The organism is Providencia lanzhouensis (genome assembly GCF_050469745.1).
GTDB classification, from domain to species: Bacteria; Pseudomonadota; Gammaproteobacteria; order Enterobacterales; family Enterobacteriaceae; genus Providencia; species Providencia lanzhouensis.
This window is the reverse complement of sequence record NZ_CP174123.1, coordinates 1255224-1280203: the sequence shown is the minus strand read 5'-3', so window position 1 is coordinate 1280203 and position 24980 is coordinate 1255224. Positions and strand designations below refer to the sequence as shown.

General features: G+C 42.9%; 23 protein-coding genes and 1 other annotated feature. Of the genes, 12 read left to right on the top strand and 11 right to left on the bottom strand.

The features are described 5' to 3' along the window. The first annotated feature begins 8 nt into the window (after positions 1-8). Positions 9-136, top strand: a sequence feature (His leader region). A 40-nt stretch (positions 137-176) separates the two neighbouring features. The 9 genes from hisG to ACIH2S_RS05825 all read left to right on the top strand — a co-directional run bounded on the left by hisG (position 177) and on the right by ACIH2S_RS05825 (position 7870). Beyond that, complete coding sequence (hisG, locus tag ACIH2S_RS05865) at positions 177-1076, top strand: ATP phosphoribosyltransferase (RefSeq protein ID WP_036952018.1); 900 nt, start codon at positions 177-179, stop codon at positions 1074-1076. A 6-nt stretch (positions 1077-1082) separates the two neighbouring features. Next, on the top strand, positions 1083-2399 hold the full coding sequence (gene hisD / locus ACIH2S_RS05860; RefSeq protein WP_430248237.1) for a histidinol dehydrogenase: 1317 nt from the start codon (positions 1083-1085) through the stop codon (positions 2397-2399). A gap of 3 nt (positions 2400-2402) precedes the next feature. Further along, complete coding sequence (gene hisC, locus ACIH2S_RS05855) at positions 2403-3473, top strand: histidinol-phosphate transaminase (RefSeq protein WP_430248236.1); 1071 nt, start codon at positions 2403-2405, stop codon at positions 3471-3473. A gap of 13 nt (positions 3474-3486) precedes the next feature. Then, positions 3487-4554 carry a bifunctional histidinol-phosphatase/imidazoleglycerol-phosphate dehydratase HisB gene (gene hisB / locus ACIH2S_RS05850; protein ID WP_108478975.1) on the top strand — a complete coding sequence of 356 codons (1068 nt, stop codon included), beginning with the start codon at positions 3487-3489 and terminating at the stop codon, positions 4552-4554. Beyond that, positions 4554-5147, top strand: a complete 594-nt coding sequence (hisH, locus tag ACIH2S_RS05845; protein WP_036951920.1) for an imidazole glycerol phosphate synthase subunit HisH — start codon at positions 4554-4556, stop codon at positions 5145-5147. The genes hisB and hisH overlap by 1 nt, the downstream gene beginning before the upstream one ends. 5 nt (positions 5148-5152) lie before the next feature. Next, a complete protein-coding gene (gene hisA, locus ACIH2S_RS05840; RefSeq protein ID WP_036951923.1) occupies positions 5153-5890 on the top strand; it encodes a 1-(5-phosphoribosyl)-5-[(5-phosphoribosylamino)methylideneamino]imidazole-4-carboxamide isomerase in 738 nt (245 codons plus the stop codon). Further along, a complete protein-coding gene (gene hisF / locus ACIH2S_RS05835) occupies positions 5872-6648 on the top strand; it encodes an imidazole glycerol phosphate synthase subunit HisF (protein WP_108478976.1) in 777 nt (258 codons plus the stop codon). The genes hisA and hisF overlap by 19 nt, the downstream gene beginning before the upstream one ends. Beyond that, positions 6642-7253: a bifunctional phosphoribosyl-AMP cyclohydrolase/phosphoribosyl-ATP diphosphatase HisIE gene (gene hisIE / locus ACIH2S_RS05830; protein ID WP_036951929.1), complete on the top strand. Its 612-nt coding sequence runs from the start codon at positions 6642-6644 to the stop codon at positions 7251-7253. Before hisF ends, hisIE begins: the two co-directional genes overlap by 7 nt. Positions 7254-7441: 188 nt before the next feature. Next, a complete protein-coding gene (locus ACIH2S_RS05825) occupies positions 7442-7870 on the top strand; it encodes a YbaK/prolyl-tRNA synthetase associated domain-containing protein (RefSeq protein ID WP_230082515.1) in 429 nt (142 codons plus the stop codon). Positions 7871-7924: 54 nt separating this feature from the next. On the opposite strand, the gene ACIH2S_RS05820 is transcribed toward ACIH2S_RS05825, so the two are convergent. From ACIH2S_RS05820 to gndA, 5 genes are all read right to left on the bottom strand, one after another. Next, positions 7925-8347 carry an FxLYD domain-containing protein gene (locus tag ACIH2S_RS05820; protein WP_196712265.1) on the bottom strand — a complete coding sequence of 141 codons (423 nt, stop codon included), beginning with the start codon at positions 8345-8347 and terminating at the stop codon, positions 7925-7927. A gap of 199 nt (positions 8348-8546) precedes the next feature. Then, the gene (locus tag ACIH2S_RS05815; protein WP_108478978.1) at positions 8547-9182 is read right to left on the bottom strand and encodes a CatB-related O-acetyltransferase; all 636 of its coding nucleotides are present in this window, start codon (positions 9180-9182) and stop codon (positions 8547-8549) included. Between the two features lie 128 nt (positions 9183-9310). Further along, positions 9311-10504, bottom strand: coding sequence for a multidrug effflux MFS transporter (locus ACIH2S_RS05810; RefSeq protein WP_349487656.1), 1194 nt, complete (start codon positions 10502-10504; stop codon positions 9311-9313). Positions 10505-10591: 87 nt separating this feature from the next. Further along, the gene (locus tag ACIH2S_RS05805; protein WP_349487655.1) at positions 10592-11884 is read right to left on the bottom strand and encodes a DKNYY domain-containing protein; all 1293 of its coding nucleotides are present in this window, start codon (positions 11882-11884) and stop codon (positions 10592-10594) included. Between the two features lie 256 nt (positions 11885-12140). Then, on the bottom strand, positions 12141-13547 hold the full coding sequence (gene gndA / locus ACIH2S_RS05800; RefSeq protein WP_108478980.1) for an NADP-dependent phosphogluconate dehydrogenase: 1407 nt from the start codon (positions 13545-13547) through the stop codon (positions 12141-12143). A 242-nt stretch (positions 13548-13789) separates the two neighbouring features. On the opposite strand from gndA, the gene ACIH2S_RS05795 reads away from it, so the two are divergent. Together ACIH2S_RS05795 and ACIH2S_RS05790 are read left to right on the top strand one after the other, a co-directional pair. Then, on the top strand, positions 13790-15373 hold the full coding sequence (locus tag ACIH2S_RS05795) for a TerC family protein (RefSeq protein WP_036949673.1): 1584 nt from the start codon (positions 13790-13792) through the stop codon (positions 15371-15373). 214 nt (positions 15374-15587) lie between these two features. Then, positions 15588-16265 (top strand): hypothetical protein, encoded by a 678-nt coding sequence (locus tag ACIH2S_RS05790; protein WP_108478981.1) that lies wholly within the window; start codon positions 15588-15590, stop codon positions 16263-16265. 67 nt (positions 16266-16332) lie between these two features. On the opposite strand, the gene asmA is transcribed toward ACIH2S_RS05790, so the two are convergent. The 6 genes from asmA to apbC all read right to left on the bottom strand — a co-directional run bounded on the left by asmA (position 16333) and on the right by apbC (position 22647). Continuing rightward, complete coding sequence (gene asmA / locus ACIH2S_RS05785; RefSeq protein WP_272534667.1) at positions 16333-18195, bottom strand: outer membrane assembly protein AsmA; 1863 nt, start codon at positions 18193-18195, stop codon at positions 16333-16335. A gap of 112 nt (positions 18196-18307) precedes the next feature. Next, a complete protein-coding gene (gene dcd, locus ACIH2S_RS05780) occupies positions 18308-18889 on the bottom strand; it encodes a dCTP deaminase (protein ID WP_036949679.1) in 582 nt (193 codons plus the stop codon). A gap of 65 nt (positions 18890-18954) precedes the next feature. Further along, on the bottom strand, positions 18955-19599 hold the full coding sequence (gene udk / locus ACIH2S_RS05775; protein ID WP_036949681.1) for a uridine kinase: 645 nt from the start codon (positions 19597-19599) through the stop codon (positions 18955-18957). Positions 19600-19769: 170 nt separating this feature from the next. Then, positions 19770-20726: a zinc metalloprotease HtpX gene (htpX, locus tag ACIH2S_RS05770; protein WP_036949682.1), complete on the bottom strand. Its 957-nt coding sequence runs from the start codon at positions 20724-20726 to the stop codon at positions 19770-19772. A 29-nt stretch (positions 20727-20755) separates the two neighbouring features. Beyond that, a complete protein-coding gene (locus ACIH2S_RS05765; protein WP_006660137.1) occupies positions 20756-21316 on the bottom strand; it encodes a LemA family protein in 561 nt (186 codons plus the stop codon). A gap of 218 nt (positions 21317-21534) precedes the next feature. Continuing rightward, positions 21535-22647, bottom strand: coding sequence for an iron-sulfur cluster carrier protein ApbC (gene apbC / locus ACIH2S_RS05760; protein WP_006662269.1), 1113 nt, complete (start codon positions 22645-22647; stop codon positions 21535-21537). Positions 22648-22885: 238 nt separating this feature from the next. Here apbC and metG point away from each other — a divergent pair, with 238 nt between their 5' ends. Continuing rightward, the gene (gene metG, locus ACIH2S_RS05755) at positions 22886-24913 is read left to right on the top strand and encodes a methionine--tRNA ligase (RefSeq protein WP_036949687.1); all 2028 of its coding nucleotides are present in this window, start codon (positions 22886-22888) and stop codon (positions 24911-24913) included. The last annotated feature ends 67 nt before the right edge of the window (positions 24914-24980 follow it).

Genomic DNA, 24980 nt, shown 5'->3' with positions numbered 1-24980 from the left:
CGCAACCATCATCATCACCATCATCCTGATTAGTCTTTCGGGCGATGTGTGCTGGAAGACGATCAACGACTCTTCCGGTGGCTGAAATGCGAATTGAGAAAACCCTCGGAAGATTATCTTCCGAGGGTTTTTTTATTATTAATCAAAAAGATATTTTTGGGATGTGGAGCAAAATTATGTTGGACAAATCACGTTTACGTATCGCAATACAGAAATCAGGACGTCTAAGCGAAGAGTCAAGAGAGCTACTGGCTCGCTGCGGCATTAAAATCAATTTACAACAGCAGCGACTGATTGCTTATGCAGAAAATATGCCTATTGATTTACTTCGTGTACGTGATGACGATATCCCGGGACTGGTAATGGACGGTGTGGTTGACCTCGGTATCATTGGCGAAAACGTACTGGAAGAAGAAGTATTAAGCCGCCAAGCTCGCGGTGAAAATCCGCAATTTACCACTCTACGTCGCCTTGATTTTGGTGGCTGCCGCCTCTCTTTAGCCGCGCCATTAGACTTCAATTATACCGGGGCAGAATGCTTGAATGGATCTCGTGTTGCGACATCTTACCCGTACCTACTGAAACGCTATTTTGATGAAAAAGGCGTGACATTCAAATCTTGCTTACTGAACGGTTCAGTCGAAGTCGCACCACGCGCTGGTTTAGCCGATGCCATTTGTGACCTCGTTTCTACAGGCGCAACCCTTGAAGCAAACGGCTTAAAAGAAGTGGAAGTCATCTACCGCTCAAAAGCGTGCTTAATCCAGCGTGACGGGGAAATGTCTGCCGATAAGCAACAGTTAATTGACCGCATGATGACGCGTATTCAAGGGGTTATCCAAGCACGCGAATCAAAATACATTATGTTGCATGCTCCGGGTGAAAAACTCGAAGAGATCATCGCACTGTTACCGGGTGCTGAGCGACCAACTATTTTGCCATTAGCAGGGGATCAAAGCCGTGTTGCAATGCACATGGTCAGCTCAGAAACCCTATTCTGGGAAACCATGGAAAAACTGAAATCCTTGGGCGCAAGTTCAATTCTTGTTTTACCAATTGAAAAAATGATGGAGTAATTCGCCATGGAACTGGGATTCAATCAACCAATTCGCTGGTCAGACTGCCTTGAAGAGCAGCAAGAAGCTTTACTGATGCGCCCTGCTATTGCCGCCTCTGGCAACATTAGCGCCGCGGTCAGTCAAATTATTGACCAAGTGCGTACAGAGGGAGATGCAGCCCTCATCGCCCTGAGCCAACGTTTTGATAAAACAGACATTACCTCTGTTCGTGTTTCACAAGAAGCCGTTGATGAAGCCCAAGCTCGCCTTGGCGATGACATTAAAGCGGCAATGAACATGGCGATTGGCAATATTCGCCGCTTCCATGAAGCCCAAAAACCTGCGCCGATCACTGTTGAAACTCAAGCAGGTGTGATTTGCCAACAAGTGACCCGCCCGATTGATTCTGTCGGGCTGTATATTCCAGGCGGCTCCGCACCGTTGCTCTCCACTGTCATGATGCTGGGAACGCCTGCAAATATCGCCGGATGCCGCAACATTATTCTCTGCTCACCTCCACCGATTGCAGACGAAATTTTATATGCAGCCAAACTATGTGGCATTACTGACATTTTCCAAGTTGGTGGCGCCCAAGCTATTGCTGCAATGGCATTTGGTACCCAAAGTATTCCGAGCGTTGATAAAATTTTTGGACCGGGTAATGCCTATGTAACGGAAGCCAAACGACAAGTTAGCCAAAGCTACCAAGGTGCGGCTATTGATATGCCAGCGGGGCCATCCGAAGTACTAGTGATTGCCGATAGCCAAGCTAACCCTGCATTTACGGCATCGGATTTACTCTCCCAAGCAGAACACGGGCCAGATTCTCAAGTCATTTTGCTCACCGACGACGCGGATTTTGCACAGCGCGTTATTGAAGAGACTGAAAAACAACTGACGGCGTTATCTCGTGCATCTATTGCGCGTGAAGCGCTCAGCGCAAGCCGAGTGATCATCGCGGACTCTATCAACCAATGTGTTGAAATCAGTAACCGCTACGGACCTGAACACTTGATTTTGCAAACTCGCAATGCCGATGATTTGGTTGAGTCTATCACCAGTGCAGGATCGGTATTTGTGGGAGATTGGTCCCCTGAATCCGCTGGGGATTACGCTTCCGGCACCAACCACGTATTACCAACTTATGGTTACACATCAACCTATTCAAGCCTTGGTTTAGCCGATTTTATGAAGCGAATGACAGTCCAAAAACTGTCGGCTCAAGGGTTACTAGGATTAGCCAACACCATAGAAACTTTGGCACAAGCGGAACAGCTGACTGCCCACAAAAACGCCGTTACCTTACGAGTCACCGAACTAAAAAAACAAAATCAGGAGTGAACTATGAGCCAGACGTTTAACGCAGCCAGCCTTGCACGCGAAAATGTAAAAGTAATGACCCCGTATATGTCCGCCCGTCGTCTTGGGGGAAATGGAGATGTATGGCTCAACGCCAACGAATACCCAACGGCGCCAGATTATCAGTTTATTGAACGCAATCTTAACCGTTACCCAGAGGCACAACCTGCTGGTGTGATTAACAATTATGCCGCCTATGCAGGGTTATCTCCTGAGCAAGTATTAGTGTGCCGTGGCGCGGATGAATCTATCGAACTATTGATCCGTGCATTTTGCGAACCCGGTAAAGATGCGGTGATGTTCTGCCCACCAACATACGGTATGTACAGCGTCAGCGCGGAAACCTTTGGTGTAGAACAGAAAAAAATTCTGGCGTTGCCAGATTGGTCACTGAATGTCGCCGCTATCCGCGAAAACTTATCGAATACCAAGCTGATTTACATCTGTAGCCCAAATAACCCGACGGGCAATATCATCGATAATAAAGCGCTGCTGAAAGTATTAGAAATGGCGGCTGACCGTGCGCTGGTGGTGGTCGATGAAGCTTATATTGAGTTTTGCCCTGAGTTCAGCGTCGCTAGCTGGCTTGCCAAATACCCAAATTTAGTAATTTTAAGAACCTTATCAAAGGCTTTTGCACTGGCGGGCTTACGCTGTGGATTTACCTTAGCATCCCCTGAAGTAATTGAAGTTTTACTGAAAGTCATCGCCCCCTATCCGCTCTCTACCCCTGTGGCGCTGATAGCAGAAAAAGCCCTGAATGCTGATGGCATCGCCACCATGAAAAAGCGCGTGTTAGAAATTCGCGAGAATCGCATTGCGCTTTCAGAGGCATTGCGTGAATTGTCTGTCGTTGAAACCGTCTACCCAAGTGAAACCAACTATATTCTGGTGCGTTTTACCGATGGCGCTAAAGTGTTTAAGGCTCTGTGGGATCAAGGCATTATTTTACGCGACCAAAGCAAACAACCGGGGCTGGTCAACTGCCTGCGTATCACCATTGGTACCGAAATTGAAAACGTCCGTGTTATTGAAGCGATTAAAGCACTTTGCTAATTAGGAAATAATCATGAGCCAGAAAATTCTTTTTATCGACCGTGATGGAACATTAATTACTGAACCACCGACAGATTATCAAGTGGATAGCCTCAGTAAGCTCGCCTTTGAAAATGATGTCATTCCAAGCCTATTAGCACTGCAAAAAGCCAATTATCGCTTAGTAATGATCACCAACCAAGACGGTTTAGGCACCAAGAGCTTCCCCACGGAAGATTTCAATCCACCACACAATTTAATGATGCAGGTGTTTGAATCTCAAGGTATCCGTTTTGATGATGTGCTGATTTGCCCACACATGCCTGCAGACAATTGCAGCTGTCGTAAACCAAAAACTAAGCTGGTAGAAAGCTACCTCAATGACGGTGTTCTCGATATCGAAAACAGCTATGTCATTGGCGACCGCGAGACAGATATTCAGCTTGCCCAAAATATGGGGATTAAAGGGCTACGTTACAGTGCCAAAGAGCTGAATTGGAATACCATTACCAACCAACTCACTAAGCGTAACCGCTACGCCTTAGTCGAGCGCGTAACCAAAGAGACCAACATCCAAGTGGAAGTGTGGCTTGACCAAGAAGGCGGTAGCAAAATCAACACTGGCGTTGGCTTCTTTGACCACATGTTGGACCAAATCGCTACCCACGGCGGCTTCCGCTTGCGCATTGAAGTTAATGGGGATCTCTTTATTGACGACCACCACACCGTCGAAGATACCGGCTTGGCGTTAGGCGAAGCACTACGCGTCGCACTCGGAGATAAACGTGGCATTGCCCGTTTTGGTTTCGTATTACCGATGGACGAATGCCAAGCACGCTGTGCACTGGATATTTCTGGGCGTCCGCACCTTGAATACAAAGCAGAATTTAAATATCAGCGAGTTGGCGACCTGAGTACCGAGATGATTGAGCACTTCTTCAGTTCGTTATCCTATGCGATGGGCTGCACGCTACACCTGAAAACGAAAGGGAAAAACGATCACCACAAAGCGGAAAGCCTGTTTAAAGTTTTTGGTCGTACCTTACGCCAAGCGATTCGCGTTGAAGGGGATACCTTGCCAAGTTCGAAAGGAGTTCTGTAATGAAGGTTGTGATCCTCGATACCGGCTGTGCAAACTTAGCGTCCGTCGCCTATGCCGTTAAGCGCCTAGGTTATGACCCAATTGTGAGCCGCGACACAAACACTATTTTACAAGCAGACAGAGTCTTTCTACCGGGTGTTGGCACCGCCAGCGCAGCCATGGAAAAACTGGCTGAGCGTGAACTCATTCCGTTAATTAAAGCACTAACCCAACCCGTTTTGGGTATCTGCCTTGGAATGCAATTACTCGGCAGTATCAGTGAAGAAGGTCAAACAGAAATTCCACTGTTAGGATTGATCGACAGCCCCGTTCGCAAAATGGATGCAAACGGCTTACCTGTCCCTCACAGTGGCTGGAATCAAGTGAAAGCACTCGCGGGCAATCCCCTGTTTAAGGGGATAAGCGACGATGCCTATTTTTATTTCGTACACAGCTATTCAATGCCTATTTCCGCCAACACCATCGCGCAAACACAATATGGCAACCTGTTTAGTAGTGCCGTGAATAAAGATAATTTCTATGGCGTGCAGTTCCACCCAGAACGTTCGGGTGCTGCGGGTGCTCGCTTGATCCAAAACTTCTTGGAGATGTAAAAACCATGATTATTCCAGCATTAGACTTAATTGATGGCACCGTAGTGCGTTTACATCAAGGGGATTACGCCAAACAAACGGACTATGGCACAGATCCACTCCCTCGCTTACAAGATTATGAAAAGCAAGGGGCAAAACTGCTGCACTTAGTGGATTTAACGGGCGCTAAAGATCCACAGAAACGCCAAATTCCTCTGCTGAAAAAACTATTGGCAGGCGTGACCGTTCCGGTGCAAGTTGGGGGCGGAATTCGTACTGAAGAAGATGTCAAAGCGCTGTTAGATGCTGGTGCGACTCGCGTGGTGATTGGCTCGACGGCAGTGACCCAACCAGAGTTAGTCAAAACGTGGTTCCAACGTTATGGTGGCGACGCTATCGTACTGGCGCTGGATGTTCGTATTAATGCCCAAGGCATCAAAGAGATTGCCATTAGTGGTTGGCAAGAAAACTCAAACTTATCCCTTGAACAAGCTATTGAAATGTATCGCCCTTATGGCTTAAAACATGTGCTATGCACCGATATTTCAAAAGATGGCACGCTGGCGGGTTCCAATGTGGATTTATACCGCGAAATCAGCCAAAAATTCCCTGATATCGAGGTGCAAGCCTCTGGCGGAATTGGTAATTTAAACGATATCGCCGCACTACCAGCTTCTGGCGCAGCAGGCGTGATTGTGGGTCGCGCATTATTAGAAGGTAAATTTACCGTAACGGAGGCAATCCAATGCTGGCAAAACGCATAATTCCTTGTTTGGATGTCCGTGACGGACAAGTGGTTAAAGGGGTGCAATTTCGCAACCATGAAATCATCGGTGATATCGTTCCACTGGCTCAACGCTATGCCCAAGAAGGTGCTGACGAGTTAGTTTTCTATGATATCACAGCCTCATCTGACGGGCGTGTTGTCGATAAAAGCTGGGTCGCCAAAGTGGCCGAAGTGATTGATATTCCATTCTGCGTTGCGGGTGGGATCAAAAGTGTCGAAGACGCCGCGCAAATCCTCTCTTTTGGTGCGGATAAAATTTCTATCAACTCCCCTGCGCTGTCCGAACCTACACTGATTAGCCGTCTGGCTGAGCGCTTTGGCGTTCAGTGTATTGTGGTCGGTATCGACACCTGGTTTGATGCGCAGACCAATGAATACTTAGTTTATCAATTCACTGGCGATGAAAAACGCACAACCCAAACTCGCTGGAAAACCCTTGATTGGGTGAAAGAAGTTCAGGAGCGTGGCGCTGGAGAAATTGTTCTCAATATGATGAACCAAGATGGTGTACGTCAAGGTTACGATCTGGTACAACTGAAAAAAGTTCGTGAAGTGTGCCAAGTTCCACTGATCGCCTCCGGCGGCGCAGGGGAAAAAATCCACTTCCTAGACGCCTTTACTGACGCAGGTGTCGATGGCGCTTTAGCCGCTTCGGTGTTCCACAAGCAGATTATTAACATCGGTGACTTAAAGCAGTACTTAGCAGAAAATGGAGTTCAAATTAGAGTATGTTAACCACAGAACAATGTAATCAGCTTGCATGGCAAAAAGTCGATAACCTGATGCCCGTCATCGTTCAGCACGCTATTTCTGGCGATGTTCTGATGTTAGGTTATATGAACCAAGAAGCGCTACAAGTCACCTTAGAATGTCGTAAAGTCACCTTTTTCTCTCGCACCAAACAACGTTTGTGGACCAAAGGGGAAACCTCCAACAACTTCCTGAATTTGGTAGATATTGTTGCTGACTGCGATAACGATACGCTACTTGCCATGGCTCTGCCTGATGGTCCCACCTGCCATAACGGCACCACCAGCTGCTTTGCACCGGCTCAAAGCGAATGGGGCTTTTTATATGAATTAGAAACCTTACTGAAAGAGCGCAAAAATGCCTCCCCAGAAAGTTCATATACTGCCCGCCTGTATGCTAGCGGCACCAAGCGTATTGCACAAAAAGTGGGTGAAGAAGGCGTTGAAACTGCACTCGCTGCCACGGTTAATGACCGCGAAGAGCTAACCAACGAAGCCGCCGATTTGATGTATCACTTAATGGTTTTACTGCAAGATCAAGACCTTGATTTAACTGCCATTATCAAACGTTTGAAAGAGCGCCATCAGTAACTTGCTTAAGGGTAACTATTTTATGATAGCTGCCCTTACTTTCTTCTCACGTCATTGTTTCTCTCTCTGAACTTGTTATCATTCCCCTCATTTAATGTGGATTTTAGAAGGAGCTCGTTGTGTCTGACAATGGCGTTTTTACACAATTAACCCAATTACTGAATAGCAAAAATGCTAAGTATCGCGTGATGGAACACCCAACGGCGGGAAAATCTGAAGAAGTGGCAAAAATCCGCGGAACACAGCTAGGTCAAGGCGCTAAAGGGTTAGTCTGTCATGTGAAAGGAAATGGTATTCGCCAGCATGTTTTAGCCATCTTACCTGCTGATCAACAAGCAGATTTAGGTAAAATTGCCAAAGCCATTGGCGGTACTCGTGCCTCATTAGCTAGCCCAAAAGAGGTCGATGAACTCACTCACTGTGTCTTCGGCGCTATCCCGCCATTTAGCTTTCATCCATCACTGAAGCTTATCGCTGACCCCTACCTGTTTACCCGCTTTGATGAACTCGCGTTTAATGCGGGAAGCCTAGAGCGCTCAATTATTCTTAATACCCAAGATTACCAGCGTATCGCTTCACCCACTTTAATCGAGTTTATTCGCACAAATGATGAATAACCCACACTCTGATTGATAAGGAGCCACCATCATCAGCTGGCTCCTAAATGACACTCAACGCGGTTTATCCAAATAATAGGCAGCGATAGTTTCAACAATAATCTGCTCATTGGGTACAACATCATAATCTGGAATGGTAGCAATGAAATTTACCGTTTGTTTTGGTTTAATTGAGCTAGTCACTCTATAGTTTGTTTCCCCAATAAACACGCCATCTTTCAGTAGTTCAAATCGAATATAGGTCTGATATAAAACAACATTTGAAACATTCGTAATGTTGCCAATTATCTCAGGATAATCCAGTTGATCATTATATTTAATTTCAATCTGACTGATATTAATCGGTGCGGGATATGCGACCGCTTTTTCCGAGGATGCATAAAGAAAAGAAGAAAAATAGCTACTAATAATGGAAACCAACAAAATACAACGATAAGAAGCCAGTAAATGAAAAATACGATAAGTTAATTTTTTCATAGGCGTTGACTCAAATTAAAACTGCATGAGTTTGATACTGCATGAGCAAACCTAACACCTAACTGCTTAATTAACGTACTCGTATTATGATAATAAAAAAACCGAAATAGTCACAAAATGATGGGTAATTAATCCTAAAAAGGGCTATCTCGCGATAACCCTTCAAGTTGAAAAAAGAGATTTTAAGTACTATGTCCGATTAATGAGTTTGGTCATACTGCTCACTAGCCTCTTTTAATGCCAGAAAATCTGAGCTGCAAATAAACGCTTTCAATGCTTCGAATTTATCTTCATGCCACTCATAAATCTTTAGCACTAATAATTGCTCGATTACATCAGGGGAAAAGCGTGTATTAATGGGCTTTGCAGGGTTACCGCCTACAATAGTGTAAGGCGCTACATCTTTAACCACAACGCTGTTCGCCGCAATCACCGCACCTTCGCCTATATGAACGCCCGGCATGACAAATGCCCGCATCCCAATCCAAACGCCATCGCTAATAATGGTATCGCCTTTACCAACATAGGCTTCTTCAATATGATCAAGAAAAGGATACAAACAGAACCAATCTAATCGATGGGTATGATTTCCCCCCATCAAAATAACGGCTTCAGCCCCAATACACACATAATCACCAATATAGAGTTGGTCTACATCCCAAGCTAATTGCCAATCTCGGCTCTGTTCATCGCCTTGTAAATAACGCACAACAGACTGTTCAAAACCATCATCCCAGCAATCACTATAATAACTGTGACGTCCTTTAATATGGATATTGGGGTTTTGAACAACTTCATGTAATAACTGCGTTTTCGACCAATGTTTATTTTTCATGGTAAATAACCTTCAAATCAGTATTTAGTTACCATAGAACGCATTCTATGGTGATGTAATTGCGTTCACACTACATCACCACTAACCGATCATCGGCTGCTTTAACAGTGGATTATTCATCATATCGGTTACTCTATTTTTTCTATTACAGCAGCGCGTTTTATACTGATTTTTCTTGCAACTAATCCGAAAACACATCCCGCTAGCATTACCAACGCAAGGGACAATTTTGGCGCAATTGGTAACGCAATTGCACATAACCCTAATACAGCGCCACCCGCCATTTGCACAAACCCGACTAATGCAGAAGCCGCTCCCGCTTCGTTACCAAAAGGTTCCAATGCATAGCTGGTCGCGGTACCCATCATAAAGGCAAGCCCAGTACAGGCGCAGGCTACTGGCAGCATATACACTGACCAATGGGTTTGTGTTTCAGGTGAAAGCACCATCAAACCGAATAATAAACCGATGCAGCCGAGTGCCATCATGACACTACCAATAGATAAACACGCTGGACGCCCCATTTTTCGAATGCAGTAATTCGCGATATAACTCGCCAGCATGATCCAGAAGCCATTGACACCAAAGACAATGGAAAATTCGAGAGGCGATAGCTTAGCATCCCCCATTAATACGCTAGGAGCTAAAGAGACATACGTCAGTGCCATGCCCATTGCGCCAGCATTGACTAACGCGAAAATCAAAAAATGCTCGCTGGTTAAAATTCGAAAATAGCTCTTAAATTGAAGCTTTTTAACCTGTTGTAAACTGGATGGGCGTGTTTCTGGTAGGAAAAATAGAATCAGCAAGAAAATTGCCACAGCGTAAATCGCTAAGAACCAAAATGGCGCTCGCCAGCCCCACGCCTCCGCCAGTAATCCCCCTAATAAAGGTGCCAAGGCTGGCACAATATTAAGTGTTCCGTTTAAAAAACCAAATGCTCGTGCGGCTTCAGTCCCATTCATACGGTCGCGGACACAGCTAAATGCCACCACGGAGGTGCAGCACACAGCCACCCCTTGCAACAATCGGGAAGCAATAAATAGCCCTGCCGTCGTTGAGAATGCCGCAACAATGGATCCAGCCAAATAAATCGCTAAGCCAATGATAGCAATAGGCTTTCGACCAAATCTATCGACTAGAGGTCCTGAAATTAGCTGCCCTATCCCTAAGACTAAAATAAATAATCCAATTGTGGATTGGATTATGGACTCGCTACTCCCTAAATCTTTAGCGATAGCCGGAATAGTCGGTAAATACAGGTCTATCCCAAGAGGCCCTAATAGGACTAAAAGTAATAATAAAGCGAGAAATTTATGCATATGACCGATTCTGAACAGGTGAGTTATCGATAGCGATTTTGAAAATGGCTATCGATAATATCAGAATTTCTGCATAGATATCGAATCTTATCGATACTTGGTAATTGCATGAACCACTTCAGTGCCTTTTATCGGTTGCAAATCATCATTATCAATCAAAATGCGAATATCTTTTGGTAATAACGGTTCATTCAACAAACGATTCACAGTACGCTGGTTGTCAATCCGATAAATGGTATATCGAATTAGTTGAGTGGAGCCTAAATTATCAAAATAATAATATTCATTCCCTTTTTTCCATACCTGACCAAATCTGTGATGATCTAAATCCCCCACCTTTTCCCAAGGTGCGCTATTCGTCTCATTGAAACGATAAATTTTTGTACTCCGTGAAATTAACCCCGGATTTTTATTCGTTCCCCAAATCTCAGAATCCTGTAGATAATAAGTTTGGTTATTATGAGTGAATACTAAGGGAGCTATTTCCTTTAATTCGCCATCAATAAATGGATTCGCCCCTGCTCGAACAATAATTTCTTTTTCTCTATGGTAGAAAAATACGCCATCTTTAGAGAGAAATAACGCTTGATTCACATGCTGGCTATTACGACTTATTAGTAGGTAAGGCGCATGTTCCTCAGGGAATAAAATGTCATTCATTGCCACATTGCCAGATTGTGGATCAATCAAATAACCCTCTTGAAATAACCCATCCAGTATCAAACTGTATAAACCTGAATGACTCTTTATTGGCAATCTATATTGGTCATAATAGACGTTCAGATTATCACGATAAAAATGAAGGCTATCTCTCACGGAACCATCATCCTGAAGGGAGCCAATATCTTGTAGGGTCGCAGGGTCAGCATCTGGCATATATTCCCCTTGATAAAAAACGCGCTGCCCGTCAGTTGCCAAATAACGTGATAATAATGATTGATATGATGTCGATGATGCAGGAAGTGGTTTCATCGGGTAAATATAGGTTTGTGGTTTATCCCCTAAATCCCAACCATATAACCAAGACTGAAATAATTCATCCATTGTTGAAAGCTCATAATTCCTTACTGAGCCCATTGAACAATATACGGTCTGATTTCCATCGGTAAAATAGTTATTTCCCAGCGATTTTGCACTGTTCGGATTAAATGCAAGGATTAGCAAATTTCCACAATAAGCATGGTTTTTATCGATCGCAAACTGACGTTCATAATAAGTACCTTCCGGTAATAATTTAAAACTTGCAGGATCGGCATCCTTCATCAGATAAAAGCCATTGCTCGGCACACTCGCATAAACTTTATCATTATAAATAACGTAAATACTGTAACCGACTTTTTCGCCCTTACTGTTAACTTCATGATATGGCTCGTCATTCATTGATAATATCATTCCTGATATAAGCGCTATCGAGACGAGAAGAGTGACACCAACTACCATTAAACTTATCGTTTTGGATTTCATGCTGTGAAATACCTATTTTGTTTTTTTAATCTATTTTTGTCTGGATATTCAACGGGAAAAGCGTGAGGAAAGAAATACTCGAAGTCTGAAAGTGTATAAAAAGTTAAAAATAAAAAAGGCGCTCGATTGAGCACCTTTTTTCACTTACGGAAGATAACCTTGCGGTTTATTCTTATTCCATCCACTCAGTGTGGAAAACGCCTTCTTTATCAGTACGTTTATAAGTATGAGCACCAAAGTAGTCACGCTGCGCTTGAATTAAGTTCGCAGGCAGCACCGCTGATCGGTAGCTATCGTAGTAAGAGATAGCCGCTGAGAATGTTGGTGTTGGGATACCGTTTTGAACACCGTAGCAGACAACATCACGCAGAGCTTGTTGGTACTCATCTGCGATTTGCTTGAAGTAAGGTGCTAACAGTAGGTTTGCGATCTGTGCATTGTCATTGTATGCATCAGTGATTTTTTGCAGGAACTGCGCACGGATGATACAGCCAGCACGGAAGATTTTCGCGATTTCGCCGTAGTTCAGATCCCAGTTGTACTCATCTGACGCTGCTTTCAATTGCTGGAAGCCTTGAGCGTAAGAAACGATTTTACCTAAGTAAAGTGCACGGCGTACTTTCTCGATAAAGACTTTTTTATCGCCTTCAACCGTTTTCAGTACTGGGCCAGTTAAAACTTTAGATGCGGCAACACGTTGGTCTTTCAGGAAAGAGATATAACGCGCAAAGACAGATTCAGTGATCAACGTCAGTGGGATGCCAAGATCTAAAGCGCTTTGGCTAGTCCATTTACCTGTACCTTTGTTAGCCGCTTCATCTAAAATTACATCAACCAGATATTTACCTTCTTCATCTTTTTTCTTGAAGATATCCGCTGTAATTTCAATTAAGTAGCTGCTCAGTTCGCCTTGGTTCCACTCGGAGAACGTTTCCGCCAGCTCTTCATTGCTCAGGTTCAGAGAACCTTTTAATAAAGAGTAAGCTTCAGCGATTAATTGCATGTCACCGTATTCAATACCGTTGTGAACCATTTTCACATAATGACCAGCTCCGTCTGGGCCAATATAAGTCACACACGGTTCGCCTTCCGCTTTCGCTGCAATCTCTTTTAAGATTGGGGCAACTAATTCGTACGCTTCTTTTTGCCCACCAGGCATGATTGAAGGACCTTTCAGTGCGCCTTCTTCACCACCGGAAACACCTGTACCGATGAAGTTGAATCCTTGTTCTGACAATTCGCGATTACGACGGATAGTGTCTTTGTACAGCGTGTTACCACCATCGATTAAAATGTCGCCTTTGTCTAAATGTGGCGTTAATGCAGCAATAGTTTTGTCTGTTGCTTCACCCGCTTTAACCATCAACAGGATGCGGCGTGGTTTTTCCAGAGAGTCGACAAACTCTTCAATCGTGTAGTTGGGAACTAATTTTTTCCCTGGATTTTCGGCAATGACTTCATCAGTTTTATCTTTTGAACGGTTAAAAATAGAGACTGAATAACCGCGACTTTCGATGTTCAGGGCTAAGTTGCGACCCATGACCGCCATTCCGACAACACCAATCTGCTGCTTTGACATGAAAAACTCCTGTCTGATTAGGACCAAGTCAGCCTCGATTGTGCTGACATTCTGTTAACGGGATCACATGTTAACTCAGGATGCCGCTCCATGGTAGTTATTGATGCAATCGATAAACTAATCGAATCATTTTTTGCCAAATATCACGCTACTTGAATGAATTTTTATTGATATTTAAGTCAACAAACCTCATTATTCACCAGTCGGTATAAGCCGTCATATCAGAAGGTAAAACAAACTGTATGGAATGGATCGCAGATCCTTCGATTTGGGCGGGTTTAGCTACCCTAATCGTTCTTGAAATCGTTCTTGGTATTGATAACCTCGTTTTTATCGCCATTCTGGCCGATAAACTCCCAGCTAAACTGCGTGATAGAGCTCGTATCACAGGGTTAACGTGTGCCCTGGTAATGCGTATCATCCTGTTATTCAGCCTTTCATGGTTGATCACGCTGACCCAACCTATTCTAACTCTATTTGAGCATCCATTTAGCGCCAGAGACCTGATAATGCTTATCGGGGGGATATTCCTCTTGTTTAAAGCCACCATGGAGCTAAACGAGCGATTAGAAGGAAAGGACGAACATACCAATAACCAACGTAAAACCTCCAATTTCTGGGCAGTTGTCGCGCAAATTATCGTATTGGATGCGGTGTTCTCATTGGACTCCGTGATCACTGCGGTCGGTATGGTTGACCATATCGGCGTTATGGTTGCAGCGGTGACTATCGCCATGATGTTAATGATCTGGGCAAGTAAACCACTGACCAGCTTCGTTAATGCGCACCCAACCATCGTCATTTTGTGCTTAAGCTTCTTACTGATGATTGGTTTCAGCCTTGTGGCTGAAGGTTTTGGTTACGCCATTCCAAAAGGTTATCTGTATGCAGCGATTGGTTTCTCTATCATGATAGAGATGCTCAACCAGTTTGCGCAGTTTAACCGCCGTAAATTCTTAAAAGGTAGCCGTCCTCTGCGTGAACGTACCGCAGAAGCTGTCTTACGTATTTTAAGTGGTAAAACTGAACGTGGTGAATTAGACGCAAGAACCTCTGATTTAATCTCCGATAATCAATCTGTGTTTGACCCACAAGAGCGCTTAATGATTGCTCGTGTATTGGGTATGGCGCAACGTAACGTCGAAAGTATTATGACGTCCCGCCACGACGTCGATTATTTGGATATTAACAAGTCGTCTGCAGAACTGATTGAACTGATGGAAAAAAATCCACACTCACGTTTTGTTGTTGTCGATGAAAGTATCGGCGATGACCCGATTGGCGTGGTTTATGTGCTGGATTTAGTCAAACAGCAACTTAGTGGTGAACAACTGAATTTACGTGCGCTGGTTACTCAGCCGCTTATTTTCCCTGAAGGTTTATCACTGTTAAAAGCGTTAGAACAGTTCCGTAAAGCACATACCCACTTTGCATTTGTGGTCGATGAGTTCGGCTCAGTCGAAGGTATCGTGACATTAACCGACGTGATGGAAACTATCGCAGGTAATTTACCCGTTGGCGATGAAGAAAATGACTCCCGCCATGACATTCAAAAATTGGACGATGGTACATGGATTGCCAATGGCTTTATGCCACTGGAAGATTTAATTATGTATATCCCAATGGAGCTGGATGATAAGCGCGAGTATGAAACCATCGCGGGTCTTTTAATGGAGCATTTACAACGCGTTCCAGAAGTGGGCGAGCAAGTCGAAATCAATGGCTGTATTTTCCAGCCCCTTGAGGTGAATAGCCATCGCGTGAATAAAGTTTTGATTACACCACCAGCACCAGTAGGTGATGGCTACGATTATGTGGATGACTAATCTTAGTTAATGCAATGTGTGATTAAGACAAGTCACGATTAATACAATCTAAATACCGGCTTTTATCTTAATATTGAGCCGGTATTTTTTTGTCGAGGAAATGACTGCCGTATAACCATTACTAAAAAGTAGTAGCGTTTTTTTAAAGAATTAATTATTTGCGTATTGAATAATTCAAATCGTTTAATAATCAATCTTTAATGAGACTCTACTTATGACTACAATTAATAATACCCAACCAGTCCAACTTCGCCGTATGAGTGTGACTGATCAGCAAGGCAAGACAACTGAATTTTCACGCTCAGCTAAAAGTGTAAATAATGATTCTACTTCTATGCCTAAACCTATTTTGAAAACGGCGAACTCTATCAGTGATGCATCTTCCCCTAAAAAAGCTAAACATGTGAGAATAATCACCACGGATCAAAAAACCGTTCATCTGAAAGATATAAAACAGCTTCATAATGAAGTGAACTCTCTCATTTCATCAATAAGAGCGATTTTCATTGTTGGAGAAACTATTTCTACACAACATGTAATTACAAGTGACTCTACTATTTTTAGTGATGTGAATAGTCAAATAAATAAGTTAGGTGAAAAAATAACAGAACTTAAGAATAAGCTGGATAGTTCAAGTTATAAACACCATAAATCTAAAAAAATAGATCTGGAATCATTAGATAAAGCATTTAAATCAAAAAATGGTTCAATTAATTACCTAAAAAATGAAATGGCGAAACTCCAAGATTCTAGACCTAGTTCTAAAGAGCTGTTAGTGGAAGAACAACAGGATAAAAAAACAGAGCAGCAAAGAGGTTATTATGATCTCTCTGAAAAAAATGCTGCAAAGGAGAGAAGAAAACAGGACTACGCAGAAAACGGTTATGGATAACTAAGACTGTATAATAACTAAATAAAAACCGTCTTCGTTTTATAACAAAAGACGGTTTTATAATATGTTAAAGCGCGTTTAATAAATCATTTAGCCCTTTATTTTCTTCTTTTTTCAAGAAGCTACCAATAGCTTCTTTCGCTTGAGTTCGTAGCTCATTACGCAGTAATTTTTCTACATCCAATTGGTACTGTAAGTTATTCCAACCACCATAAATACGTAGTGGAATATTCATACTACGCAACTGCTGAACCAAACGAGAGTCCCCTGCCCATCCGCCAAGAATATTTACGCCTAAATTAACATCGATGGTTTCTTTTGGAATATTCACGCGCCCTTGCCCTGTAATATTCAGCAGTGAAGACGTTGCTTTAAGGGAGGAAATATTCATATTGCCTTTATTGAGATATCCCGACACAGTGAATAAATCCACTTCTGTGAAGCTGTTGGTATCTGTTGGCATATTGATTTTATTAGTGAAACGGGACACTGATTGTTGGATCAATTGCGGAATGTTTAAATCCGCCAATTTAGCACTGCGCAGTTCAAAATTAACCGGTCCTTGCCACTGATTTTTAACCGCATAATCATCGTAGCCAGTACCTGATAACGAAGCATTTAATGAAATAATTCCGCTCAGTTTTTCAGGCATACTAAATGCCTTTAATACCGGAGTAAGATTAATATTATTAAATACAGGTTTTGCTGAAACCTGAGCAGGGATAGCGTTGTAGTTAATGGTCACAGGTAGTGAAAATTGTCCACCAAACGCATTACCCTCTAACTGAGAAATCGTTAAACGTGGTGTTTGGTTATCGCCCTTAATTTTTACCCCGGTCATCGACATGCCGCGATAAATCAATGTGTCCATCGAGACATCAAATTGAGCAGTAAATCCTTTCAATCCCGTTAAATCATACTTCTGCATGTTGGAACCCGAAATAACGGGCTTCACGCCAACACGCTCATTATTACTGACGGTATTTTCAGAAGCTGCATTGGCTGTATTCGATTTACCCGCAGCTGGTGCCTGCCCAATTAACGTATCGAGATTCAAAGTAGGCGAGGATAGATTCACCGTTACATCAGGAATATCGGTTAAATTGACATTGATTGTCCCTACTAATTGGCTGTCATTTGCCTGAATGGCAAGATTATCAAGACTAATCGCCCCTGAATTGGCTTTTGTATACAGAAAATCTGAGGTGAATTTTCCGCTAATACCATTTTCTGGTAAATCAACACCACTAAGTTGATAATCAAACTGCGTGATTTTTCCACTTACCTGCTGAGATAATTTAGATAAATCGATATCTGATTTAATATCAAAATTAAATTCTTGTTGGTTCTTATTTAAATTACCGCTGAATTTCATCGCAACTTGTTTATCATCACTTTTTTTCAGTGACAGATTAATATTGCGTAGGTTGTATTCATCTTTTGATGTTTGCCAGATAACTAAGCTGTTGGTGATATCAATTTTACTGATATCGAGTAACCATTTGCTTTTATCTGTTGTATCGGCAGGTACTTGGCTACCGCCAGGGGCAACTGGGGTGTTAACCGTCGCAATGGGTTCACTTTCAGGTGTTTTGCGAATTACTGCGCCATCAATGACAATTTGTTCAACAGATAATCGATGGGAGATTAACGGCCATAAATCCACATCTAAGCGCATATTTTCAGCACTTAAAACAGGCTGGCTGGCGTTAGGTGCTGTGACTGAGACTGGACCAGTAATGATGCTCAGTGTTGGCCATACATGCCAACGCATATCACCTTTGAAATCAAGTTGGTAACCACTTTTTTTCTCAACTTGTTGAACGAGGTAGCCTCTAAAATCATTCGGGTTCACTAACATCACTAAAGCTGTTAGCCCCGCCACTACCACTACAAGTAAAATAATCAGCGTCGTTAAAAACCGTTTCATGCATCCCTCTCTTTTACTTTATTTGTCACACCTTTCGCCAGTCACTCCTTGACGCTAGCGATTGCTGACCTCTTCAAACTCCATAGAAGAGGTCGCTCGCTATCTTGCTGTATTAGTCTTGGCTAATACGGCTACCAACGGCACCTTGTTGGTTTTTATATTTTGCATCTTGTCGGCTGTTATAAGGTCTATCTGCACTGCCTGATAGCGGTTCAAAGCTTAGTGCACCAATTACCATGCCTGGACGTAATGCTAAAGGTAACTTACCTGAGTTATAAAACTCTAACACAATTTGGCCGCGCCAGCCTGGATCAATCCGGTGGGCTGTGACGTGAACCATTAGTCCAAGTCTTGCTAGTGAAGAACGTCCATCTAACCAACCGACTAAATTATCGGGTAGCGTGACGGATTCTAGCGTAACTGCCAGTGCCAATTCACCAGGGTGAAGGAAGAAAGGTTCGTCATCTTTAAGAACAATTTCATCGCTCATCACACGGTCTAGCGCCGCATTGACTTCATCTTTTGGTCCACTGAGATCAATAAATGCCGCAGTATGTCCACGAAAAACACGAAATTGGTTTCCAAGACGAACATCCGCGGTCGCTCCGTTGATCCGTTCAATCGGTGGACGCGGGCTAATAACAAGTCGACCTTCATCCATCCACTGAATTATATCGCGGTCACAAAGACGCATGATCACTTTCCCCCTTCATTATTTATATATTTATGGCAGCTTATCGCTGGTGATATTTGACGCTATCAGTCCTGACAAAATTCACCAATTTTCGCTTTCAAAATATCAATCGCCACACGGTTTTTACCGCCACGAGGTACGATAATATCGGCATATTGTTTCGATGGTTCAATAAATTGTAAGAACATTGGGCGAACCGTTTTATTATACTGTTCAATCACGGAGTCTAATGTTCTTCCTCTTTCATTAACATCACGTTTAATACGGCGCATTAAGCAGATATCCAGCGGCGTATCCACAAAAATAGAGAAATCCATCTCTTCACGTAAACGCTTGTCTGTTAATAATAGGATACCTTCAATAATAATGACCTTTTTTGGTTTAAAACTGACGGTTTGCTGTTTGCGAGTATGAGCGACATAGTCATACTGAGGAATTTCGACGGCTTGACCACTTTTCAGTGCTTTGAGGTGTTCATAAAGCAAACTGTGATCCATTGAATTTGGATGGTCATAATTCACTTTTAGTCGTTCTTCCATAGGAATATCTGTTTGATCTTTATAGTAACAGTCTTCTGGAATAACACCGATATTATGATCACCAACCTTTTCTCTTAATTCCCGATATAAGGTGCTTGCAATTAGGCTTTTGCCAGATGCAGAAGCGCCCGATATACCTACAATGGTACAGTGATGCGATATGTCAGTCATAAAATGGTAACCTGGTTAAAAATTTTAGAAATGAAGTGCATAACATCATAGTGTTATGGTTGGCGGGAATTATAGGGTGTAATGGTGCGCTGTACCAGTCTATCTCGTCAAAGACTGATAAAAAAACGCACCCAATTTTTATTCTTCAAAGCGTAAGCTTCGCGCTAAGCTTAAAATTCTTTACGCCCTTCTAAGGCCGCAATTCGGTTCTCTATAGAAGGATGGGTTGAAAACACAGAATCCCCCTTATTAAAGATATATGCCGCCTGTCTGTATGCCTGTCCTGTGCTTTCATCATCATAATCATGCTTTTGATGATCCCCTGAAATTTTCTTCAAAGCACTTATCATCGCTTGATTATCAGAGGTTAGATCCACCGCTGCCGCATCCGCCATATACTCACGGGTACGCGATAAATAAAAATAAAGTACTTTGGTAATAATTGGCAACACGATATTCATCAATAATAAAATAGTTTGTGCTTTATTCGCTGAATTATTACGGCTACGCCCTGCTGAGCGAATAAACACTTGAGCAAAAACGTTCGTTACCGTCAAAATAACATTCGCTAAAATACCCACATACAACGTTAATTTAGAATCACCATGGATAATATGCCCCACTTCATGGGCCATTACCGCCTGAACTTCTTGGCGATTTAGCGTTTGTAATAAACCACGCGTGACGCCAACTAAAGCATTACGAGAATTCCAGCCAGCCGCAAATGCATTTGGTTCGTCAGTATCCAAAATATACAGACGCGGTACATAACGTAATGTCGCACTTAAGCTCAATTCTTCTAAAATATTAAATAGCTGTCTTTCTTCAGGAGTTGAAGCGCCTTCTTGGGTGATTTCCTTCGCATTTATTCCGGCAAGCATCAATTTATGCCCGAAGAAATGAATATAAAGTAGACCTAAAAATGTCAGCCCAAGAATAATAAAAGTTGCCACAGGCAGTTGTTGTAATGTCGCAAATGCTATCAGGTTCGAGGTAAAATCCATTCTCTCATCTGGATGGGTTGCAGTATCCGCCAGCAAACCAATCACTAACATCAGCACAATATAACTCAGTACAACTAACCGAGTACGGATATTGTTTTTACGTATAACGTTTCTAAAATCCATAATAAAACCCTGCCAATGGCAACATCCATTTAATCAAAGTTAATGCGACGAGACTCTTCCGTTTTGATGTCAGCTTCGTCTAAACGCCAATATTCTTTATTGATTTTCAAGCTAGGAATAATGCCAACAATTAATGCAGCAGGCATAGAAGCGATGTACGCATTATACGTTTCTAATGAACGGTTATAACCACGTTTAGCAAAAGAGAGCTTGTTTTCAGAAGAAACAATCTCTTCTTGTAAATTTGCCATGATTGCATCAGATTTTAGCTCTGGATAAGCTTCAACCGCTACATTGATAGCACCACTACTAACCATTTTAGAAAGTGCATCTTCCGCTTCTCGGGCTTTATCCCCCGTCGCATTTTGTGCTTGGCTTCTCAGCTCGGTAATTTTAGTGAAGACTTCTGTTTCATGGCTTAAATATTTTTTGACTGTCGCCAGTAAACTATCAAATACTTTACCGCGGCGATCTAATTGAACAGAGATCTCCGTTTCGCTAGAAACAACAGCTTCACGTAGTGCAACGATGCGGTTATAAAAATAAATAACAATCAGCACTAATACGACAATAAAAATTAAAAATTTCATAATCACCTTTTAGGCATTCGCCAGCGGAATAAAGACTGAATTTTCTATATCGTTAATTTTCAGGCCAGGGAATTCATTTATGTGACATTCTACGCAGCCTACAACAATAAAGGAACAGTCTGAGAAGAAATCAGAACAATCAAAAAATCGGATTTTATGGCAATAAAAAAGGCTACTTAGTCATTACTGACCAAATAGCCTTTATCGATACCATTTAATTACACGGCGCGGAAAGAGATTTCCGTCGGGATCTTATCCCCTTCCCAATACATCAATGCAGAGATGTTAGACGCAATTTCGCGATAGATATCGGCGAACTCGCCTTCAGGGTCGCGCATTACGGTCGGCTGACCACGGTCTAAATCTTCACGTAATGAAATATGCAGCGGAACCTGACCTAGCAGTTTGGTATTATATTTTTCGGCCAGTTTTTCTGCACCACCGGTACCGAAAATAGGCTCCACATGACCACAGTTACTGCAAATATGTGCGCTCATATTTTCAACAACACCCAGCACAGGCACGTTCACTTTTTTGAACATGACAATGCCTTTCATTGCATCCACTAAAGCAATATCTTGTGGCGTGGTCACAACCACTGCGCCTGTCACTGGAATATTTTGTGATAGCGTCAGTTGGATATCACCCGTTCCTGGTGGCATATCAATAACGAGGTAATCCAGATCTGGCCATAGAGTATCTTGCAGCATCTGCATCAAAGCTTTACTCGCCATAGGACCACGCCATACCATCGCGTTGTCGTCAGTGACTAAGTAACCAATAGAGTTAGTGGCTAAGCCATACGCCATAATCGGTGCCATGTGCTGACCATCTGGAGACGTTGGTCGCTCCAGTGTAGTACCCAGCATATTCGGAATTGAAGGACCATAGATATCCGCGTCGAGGATACCGACTTTTGCGCCTTCTTGTGCCAATGCTAACGCTAAGTTCACGGAAGTACTGGATTTACCCACACCACCTTTACCTGAACTCACCGCAAGAATATTACGCACTCCGTTGATGCCCGGTAAATCGTTGGCACGTTTCAAAGTAGTAATATCATGGCGTAATTTCCATTCTACGGCGTGAGCACCCGTCAATTGCTTTAATTCAGCCGTTTTTTCGCTGATCAGCGTTTGGAATGGGCCTTTCCAGACAAATGGCATAACTAATTCGACATGCAACACATTGTCCAACAGTGCACAACGATGCAATGCTTTGATTGAAATCAGATTGCGCTTGAGAGTTGGGTGTGTAAATGAAGCCAAAACAGTGGAGACTTGTTCAGTCAGCAGTTCTGGTTTGTTCTGCTCGGGGGATTTATCGTTCATCCCGGCTCCTTTATTTTCTTTTTTGTAACTACACATTTTTGACTACGTTGCATGATAGCAGAGAACGAAAAAAATAGTGACCGCCAAGCGAATGAAAAACCACAAACAGTAAAAATTTGTTTCCACCTAGCGTTTTTTCCTAATAATTGCCGATTAATATTTTATTGCCCTAGCGACATTTTTATTGATCGGTTAACATCAAAGACCCTTTATTAATAATGGAAGTAAGAAAGTTACTATGTCTCAAGTCGCGAATAAATTACTGGTAACCTGTGCGTTACCATATGCTAACGGTTCAATCCATCTCGGTCATATTCTGGAGCACATTCAGGCTGATATTTGGGTCCGTTATCAGCGAATGCGCGGCAAAGAGGTTCATTTCATCTGTGCTGACGACGCGCACGGAACACCGATCATGTTAAAAGCTCAGCAATTATGCATTACGCCTGAAGAAATGATCGCTGCAATGAACCAAGAGCATCAGGACGATTTTGCAGGCTTCCAGATTAGCTACGATAACTACCACTCAACCCATAGCGAAGAGAACAAACAGTTATCCGAACTGATTTACGGCAAATTAAAAAGTAATGGTTTTATTAAAAGCAAAACCATTTCACAGCTTTACGATCCAGAAAAAGGCATGTTCCTGCCAGACCGTTTCGTCAAAGGTACTTGCCCGAAATGTAAAGCGGAAGACCAATACGGCGATAACTGTGAAGTTTGTAGCGCAACCTATAGCCCAACTGACCTGATCAACCCACGCTCAGTGGTTTCAGGCGCAACGCCAGTTATCCGTGAAACTGAACATTTTTTCTTTGATTTACCTGCATTTAGCGACATGCTGCAAGCATGGACTCGCTCTGGCGCACTGCAAGAGCAAGTGGCTAACAAAATGCAAGAATGGTTTGAATCTGGCTTACAACAGTGGGATATCACCCGTGATTCCCCGTATTTCGGCTTTGAAATTCCAGATGCTCCGGGTAAATATTTCTACGTTTGGCTGGATGCGCCAATCGGCTATATGGGCTCGTTTAAAAACCTGTGCGACAAACGCAGCGATTTAAACTTTGATGAATTTTGGAACAAAGATTCCAAAGCGGATCTTTACCACTTTATTGGCAAAGATATCGTCTATTTCCACAGCCTATTCTGGCCAGCCATGTTAGAAGGCAGCAACTACCGTAAACCAACTAACCTGTTTGTTCACGGTTATGTCACCGTTAATGGTGCAAAAATGTCTAAATCTCGCGGCACATTTATTACCGCTCGCGCATATTTAGATCATTTCGATGCTGACTGCCTACGTTATTACTATGCAGCCAAACTCTCTTCACGCATCGACGATATCGACTTGAATTTAGAAGATTTTGTACAGCGTGTGAACAGCGATATCGTTAACAAAGTGGTGAATTTAGCTTCACGTAACGCAGGTTTTATTGCTAAACGTTTCGCTGGAAAATTATCCGCAAACTTAGCGGAACCAGCGCTATACCAACAATTTGTTGATGCTGCAAAAGTGATCGGTGACGATTTCACTAATCGTGAATACGGTAAAGCCGTGCGTGAAATTATGGCATTAGCGGATATTGCAAACCGCTATGTGGATGAGAAAGCACCTTGGGTCATTGCGAAACAAGAAGGTAAAGACCAAGAGCTGCAAGATATCTGCTCGATGGGTATCAACTTATTCCGAGTATTAATGACTTACTTGAAACCAATTCTGCCAAGCTTAACCAAGCGCGTGGAAGAGTTCCTGAAAGTTGAATTAACGTGGGATTCCATCAACACTCCATTACTGAACCACGACGTAGCGCCATTTAAAGCGTTATTTAACCGTATTGAATTAGCAAAAGCGGAAGCAATGGTAGAAGCGTCCAAGCAAAGTGCTCAACCAGTTAAGCAGTTGACCGGCCCTCTGGCGGATGACCCAATTCAAGAGACCATCACATTCGATGATTTCGCTAAAATTGACTTACGCATTGCGCTAATCAAACAAGCAGACTTCGTTGAAGGCTCAGATAAGCTACTGAAGTTACAGTTAGATATCGGCGGTGAAACTCGCCAAGTATTCTCTGGTATCCGTAGCGCTTATCCAGATCCAAAAGTCTTGGAAGGTCGTTTAACCGTGATGGTGGCAAACCTTGCTCCACGTAAAATGCGCTTTGGTATCTCCGAAGGTATGGTGATGGCAGCAGGTCCTGGTGGTAAAGACATTTACCTACTGAGCCCAGATAATGGCGCACAACCAGGTATGCAGGTTAAATAAGCCATTGATTGTCGCTCTGAAAATTGAGCAACAAACTTAGCCAATATCAGTACAAAACGGAGCCACT

Bases quoted from the DNA above. Each gene is read 5' to 3' on its own strand.
- hisG (WP_036952018.1), top strand. From the start codon at position 177: ATGTTGGACAAATCACGTTTACGTATCGCAATACAGAAATCAGGACGT.
- hisD (WP_430248237.1), top strand. From the start codon at position 1,083: ATGGAACTGGGATTCAATCAACCAATTCGCTGGTCAGACTGCCTTGAA.
- hisC (WP_430248236.1), top strand. From the start codon at position 2,403: ATGAGCCAGACGTTTAACGCAGCCAGCCTTGCACGCGAAAATGTAAAA.
- hisB (WP_108478975.1), top strand. From the start codon at position 3,487: ATGAGCCAGAAAATTCTTTTTATCGACCGTGATGGAACATTAATTACT.
- hisH (WP_036951920.1), top strand. From the start codon at position 4,554: ATGAAGGTTGTGATCCTCGATACCGGCTGTGCAAACTTAGCGTCCGTC.
- hisA (WP_036951923.1), top strand. From the start codon at position 5,153: ATGATTATTCCAGCATTAGACTTAATTGATGGCACCGTAGTGCGTTTA.
- hisF (WP_108478976.1), top strand. From the start codon at position 5,872: ATGCTGGCAAAACGCATAATTCCTTGTTTGGATGTCCGTGACGGACAA.
- hisIE (WP_036951929.1), top strand. From the start codon at position 6,642: ATGTTAACCACAGAACAATGTAATCAGCTTGCATGGCAAAAAGTCGAT.
- ACIH2S_RS05825 (WP_230082515.1), top strand. From the start codon at position 7,442: ATGGAACACCCAACGGCGGGAAAATCTGAAGAAGTGGCAAAAATCCGC.
- ACIH2S_RS05820 (WP_196712265.1), bottom strand. From the start codon at position 8,347: ATGAAAAAATTAACTTATCGTATTTTTCATTTACTGGCTTCTTATCGT.
- ACIH2S_RS05815 (WP_108478978.1), bottom strand. From the start codon at position 9,182: ATGAAAAATAAACATTGGTCGAAAACGCAGTTATTACATGAAGTTGTT.
- ACIH2S_RS05810 (WP_349487656.1), bottom strand. From the start codon at position 10,504: ATGCATAAATTTCTCGCTTTATTATTACTTTTAGTCCTATTAGGGCCT.
- ACIH2S_RS05805 (WP_349487655.1), bottom strand. From the start codon at position 11,884: ATGAATGACGAGCCATATCATGAAGTTAACAGTAAGGGCGAAAAAGTC.
- gndA (WP_108478980.1), bottom strand. From the start codon at position 13,547: ATGTCAAAGCAGCAGATTGGTGTTGTCGGAATGGCGGTCATGGGTCGC.
- ACIH2S_RS05795 (WP_036949673.1), top strand. From the start codon at position 13,790: ATGGAATGGATCGCAGATCCTTCGATTTGGGCGGGTTTAGCTACCCTA.
- ACIH2S_RS05790 (WP_108478981.1), top strand. From the start codon at position 15,588: ATGACTACAATTAATAATACCCAACCAGTCCAACTTCGCCGTATGAGT.
- asmA (WP_272534667.1), bottom strand. From the start codon at position 18,195: ATGAAACGGTTTTTAACGACGCTGATTATTTTACTTGTAGTGGTAGTG.
- dcd (WP_036949679.1), bottom strand. From the start codon at position 18,889: ATGCGTCTTTGTGACCGCGATATAATTCAGTGGATGGATGAAGGTCGA.
- udk (WP_036949681.1), bottom strand. From the start codon at position 19,599: ATGACTGACATATCGCATCACTGTACCATTGTAGGTATATCGGGCGCT.
- htpX (WP_036949682.1), bottom strand. From the start codon at position 20,726: ATGGATTTTAGAAACGTTATACGTAAAAACAATATCCGTACTCGGTTA.
- ACIH2S_RS05765 (WP_006660137.1), bottom strand. From the start codon at position 21,316: ATGAAATTTTTAATTTTTATTGTCGTATTAGTGCTGATTGTTATTTAT.
- apbC (WP_006662269.1), bottom strand. From the start codon at position 22,647: ATGAACGATAAATCCCCCGAGCAGAACAAACCAGAACTGCTGACTGAA.
- metG (WP_036949687.1), top strand. From the start codon at position 22,886: ATGTCTCAAGTCGCGAATAAATTACTGGTAACCTGTGCGTTACCATAT.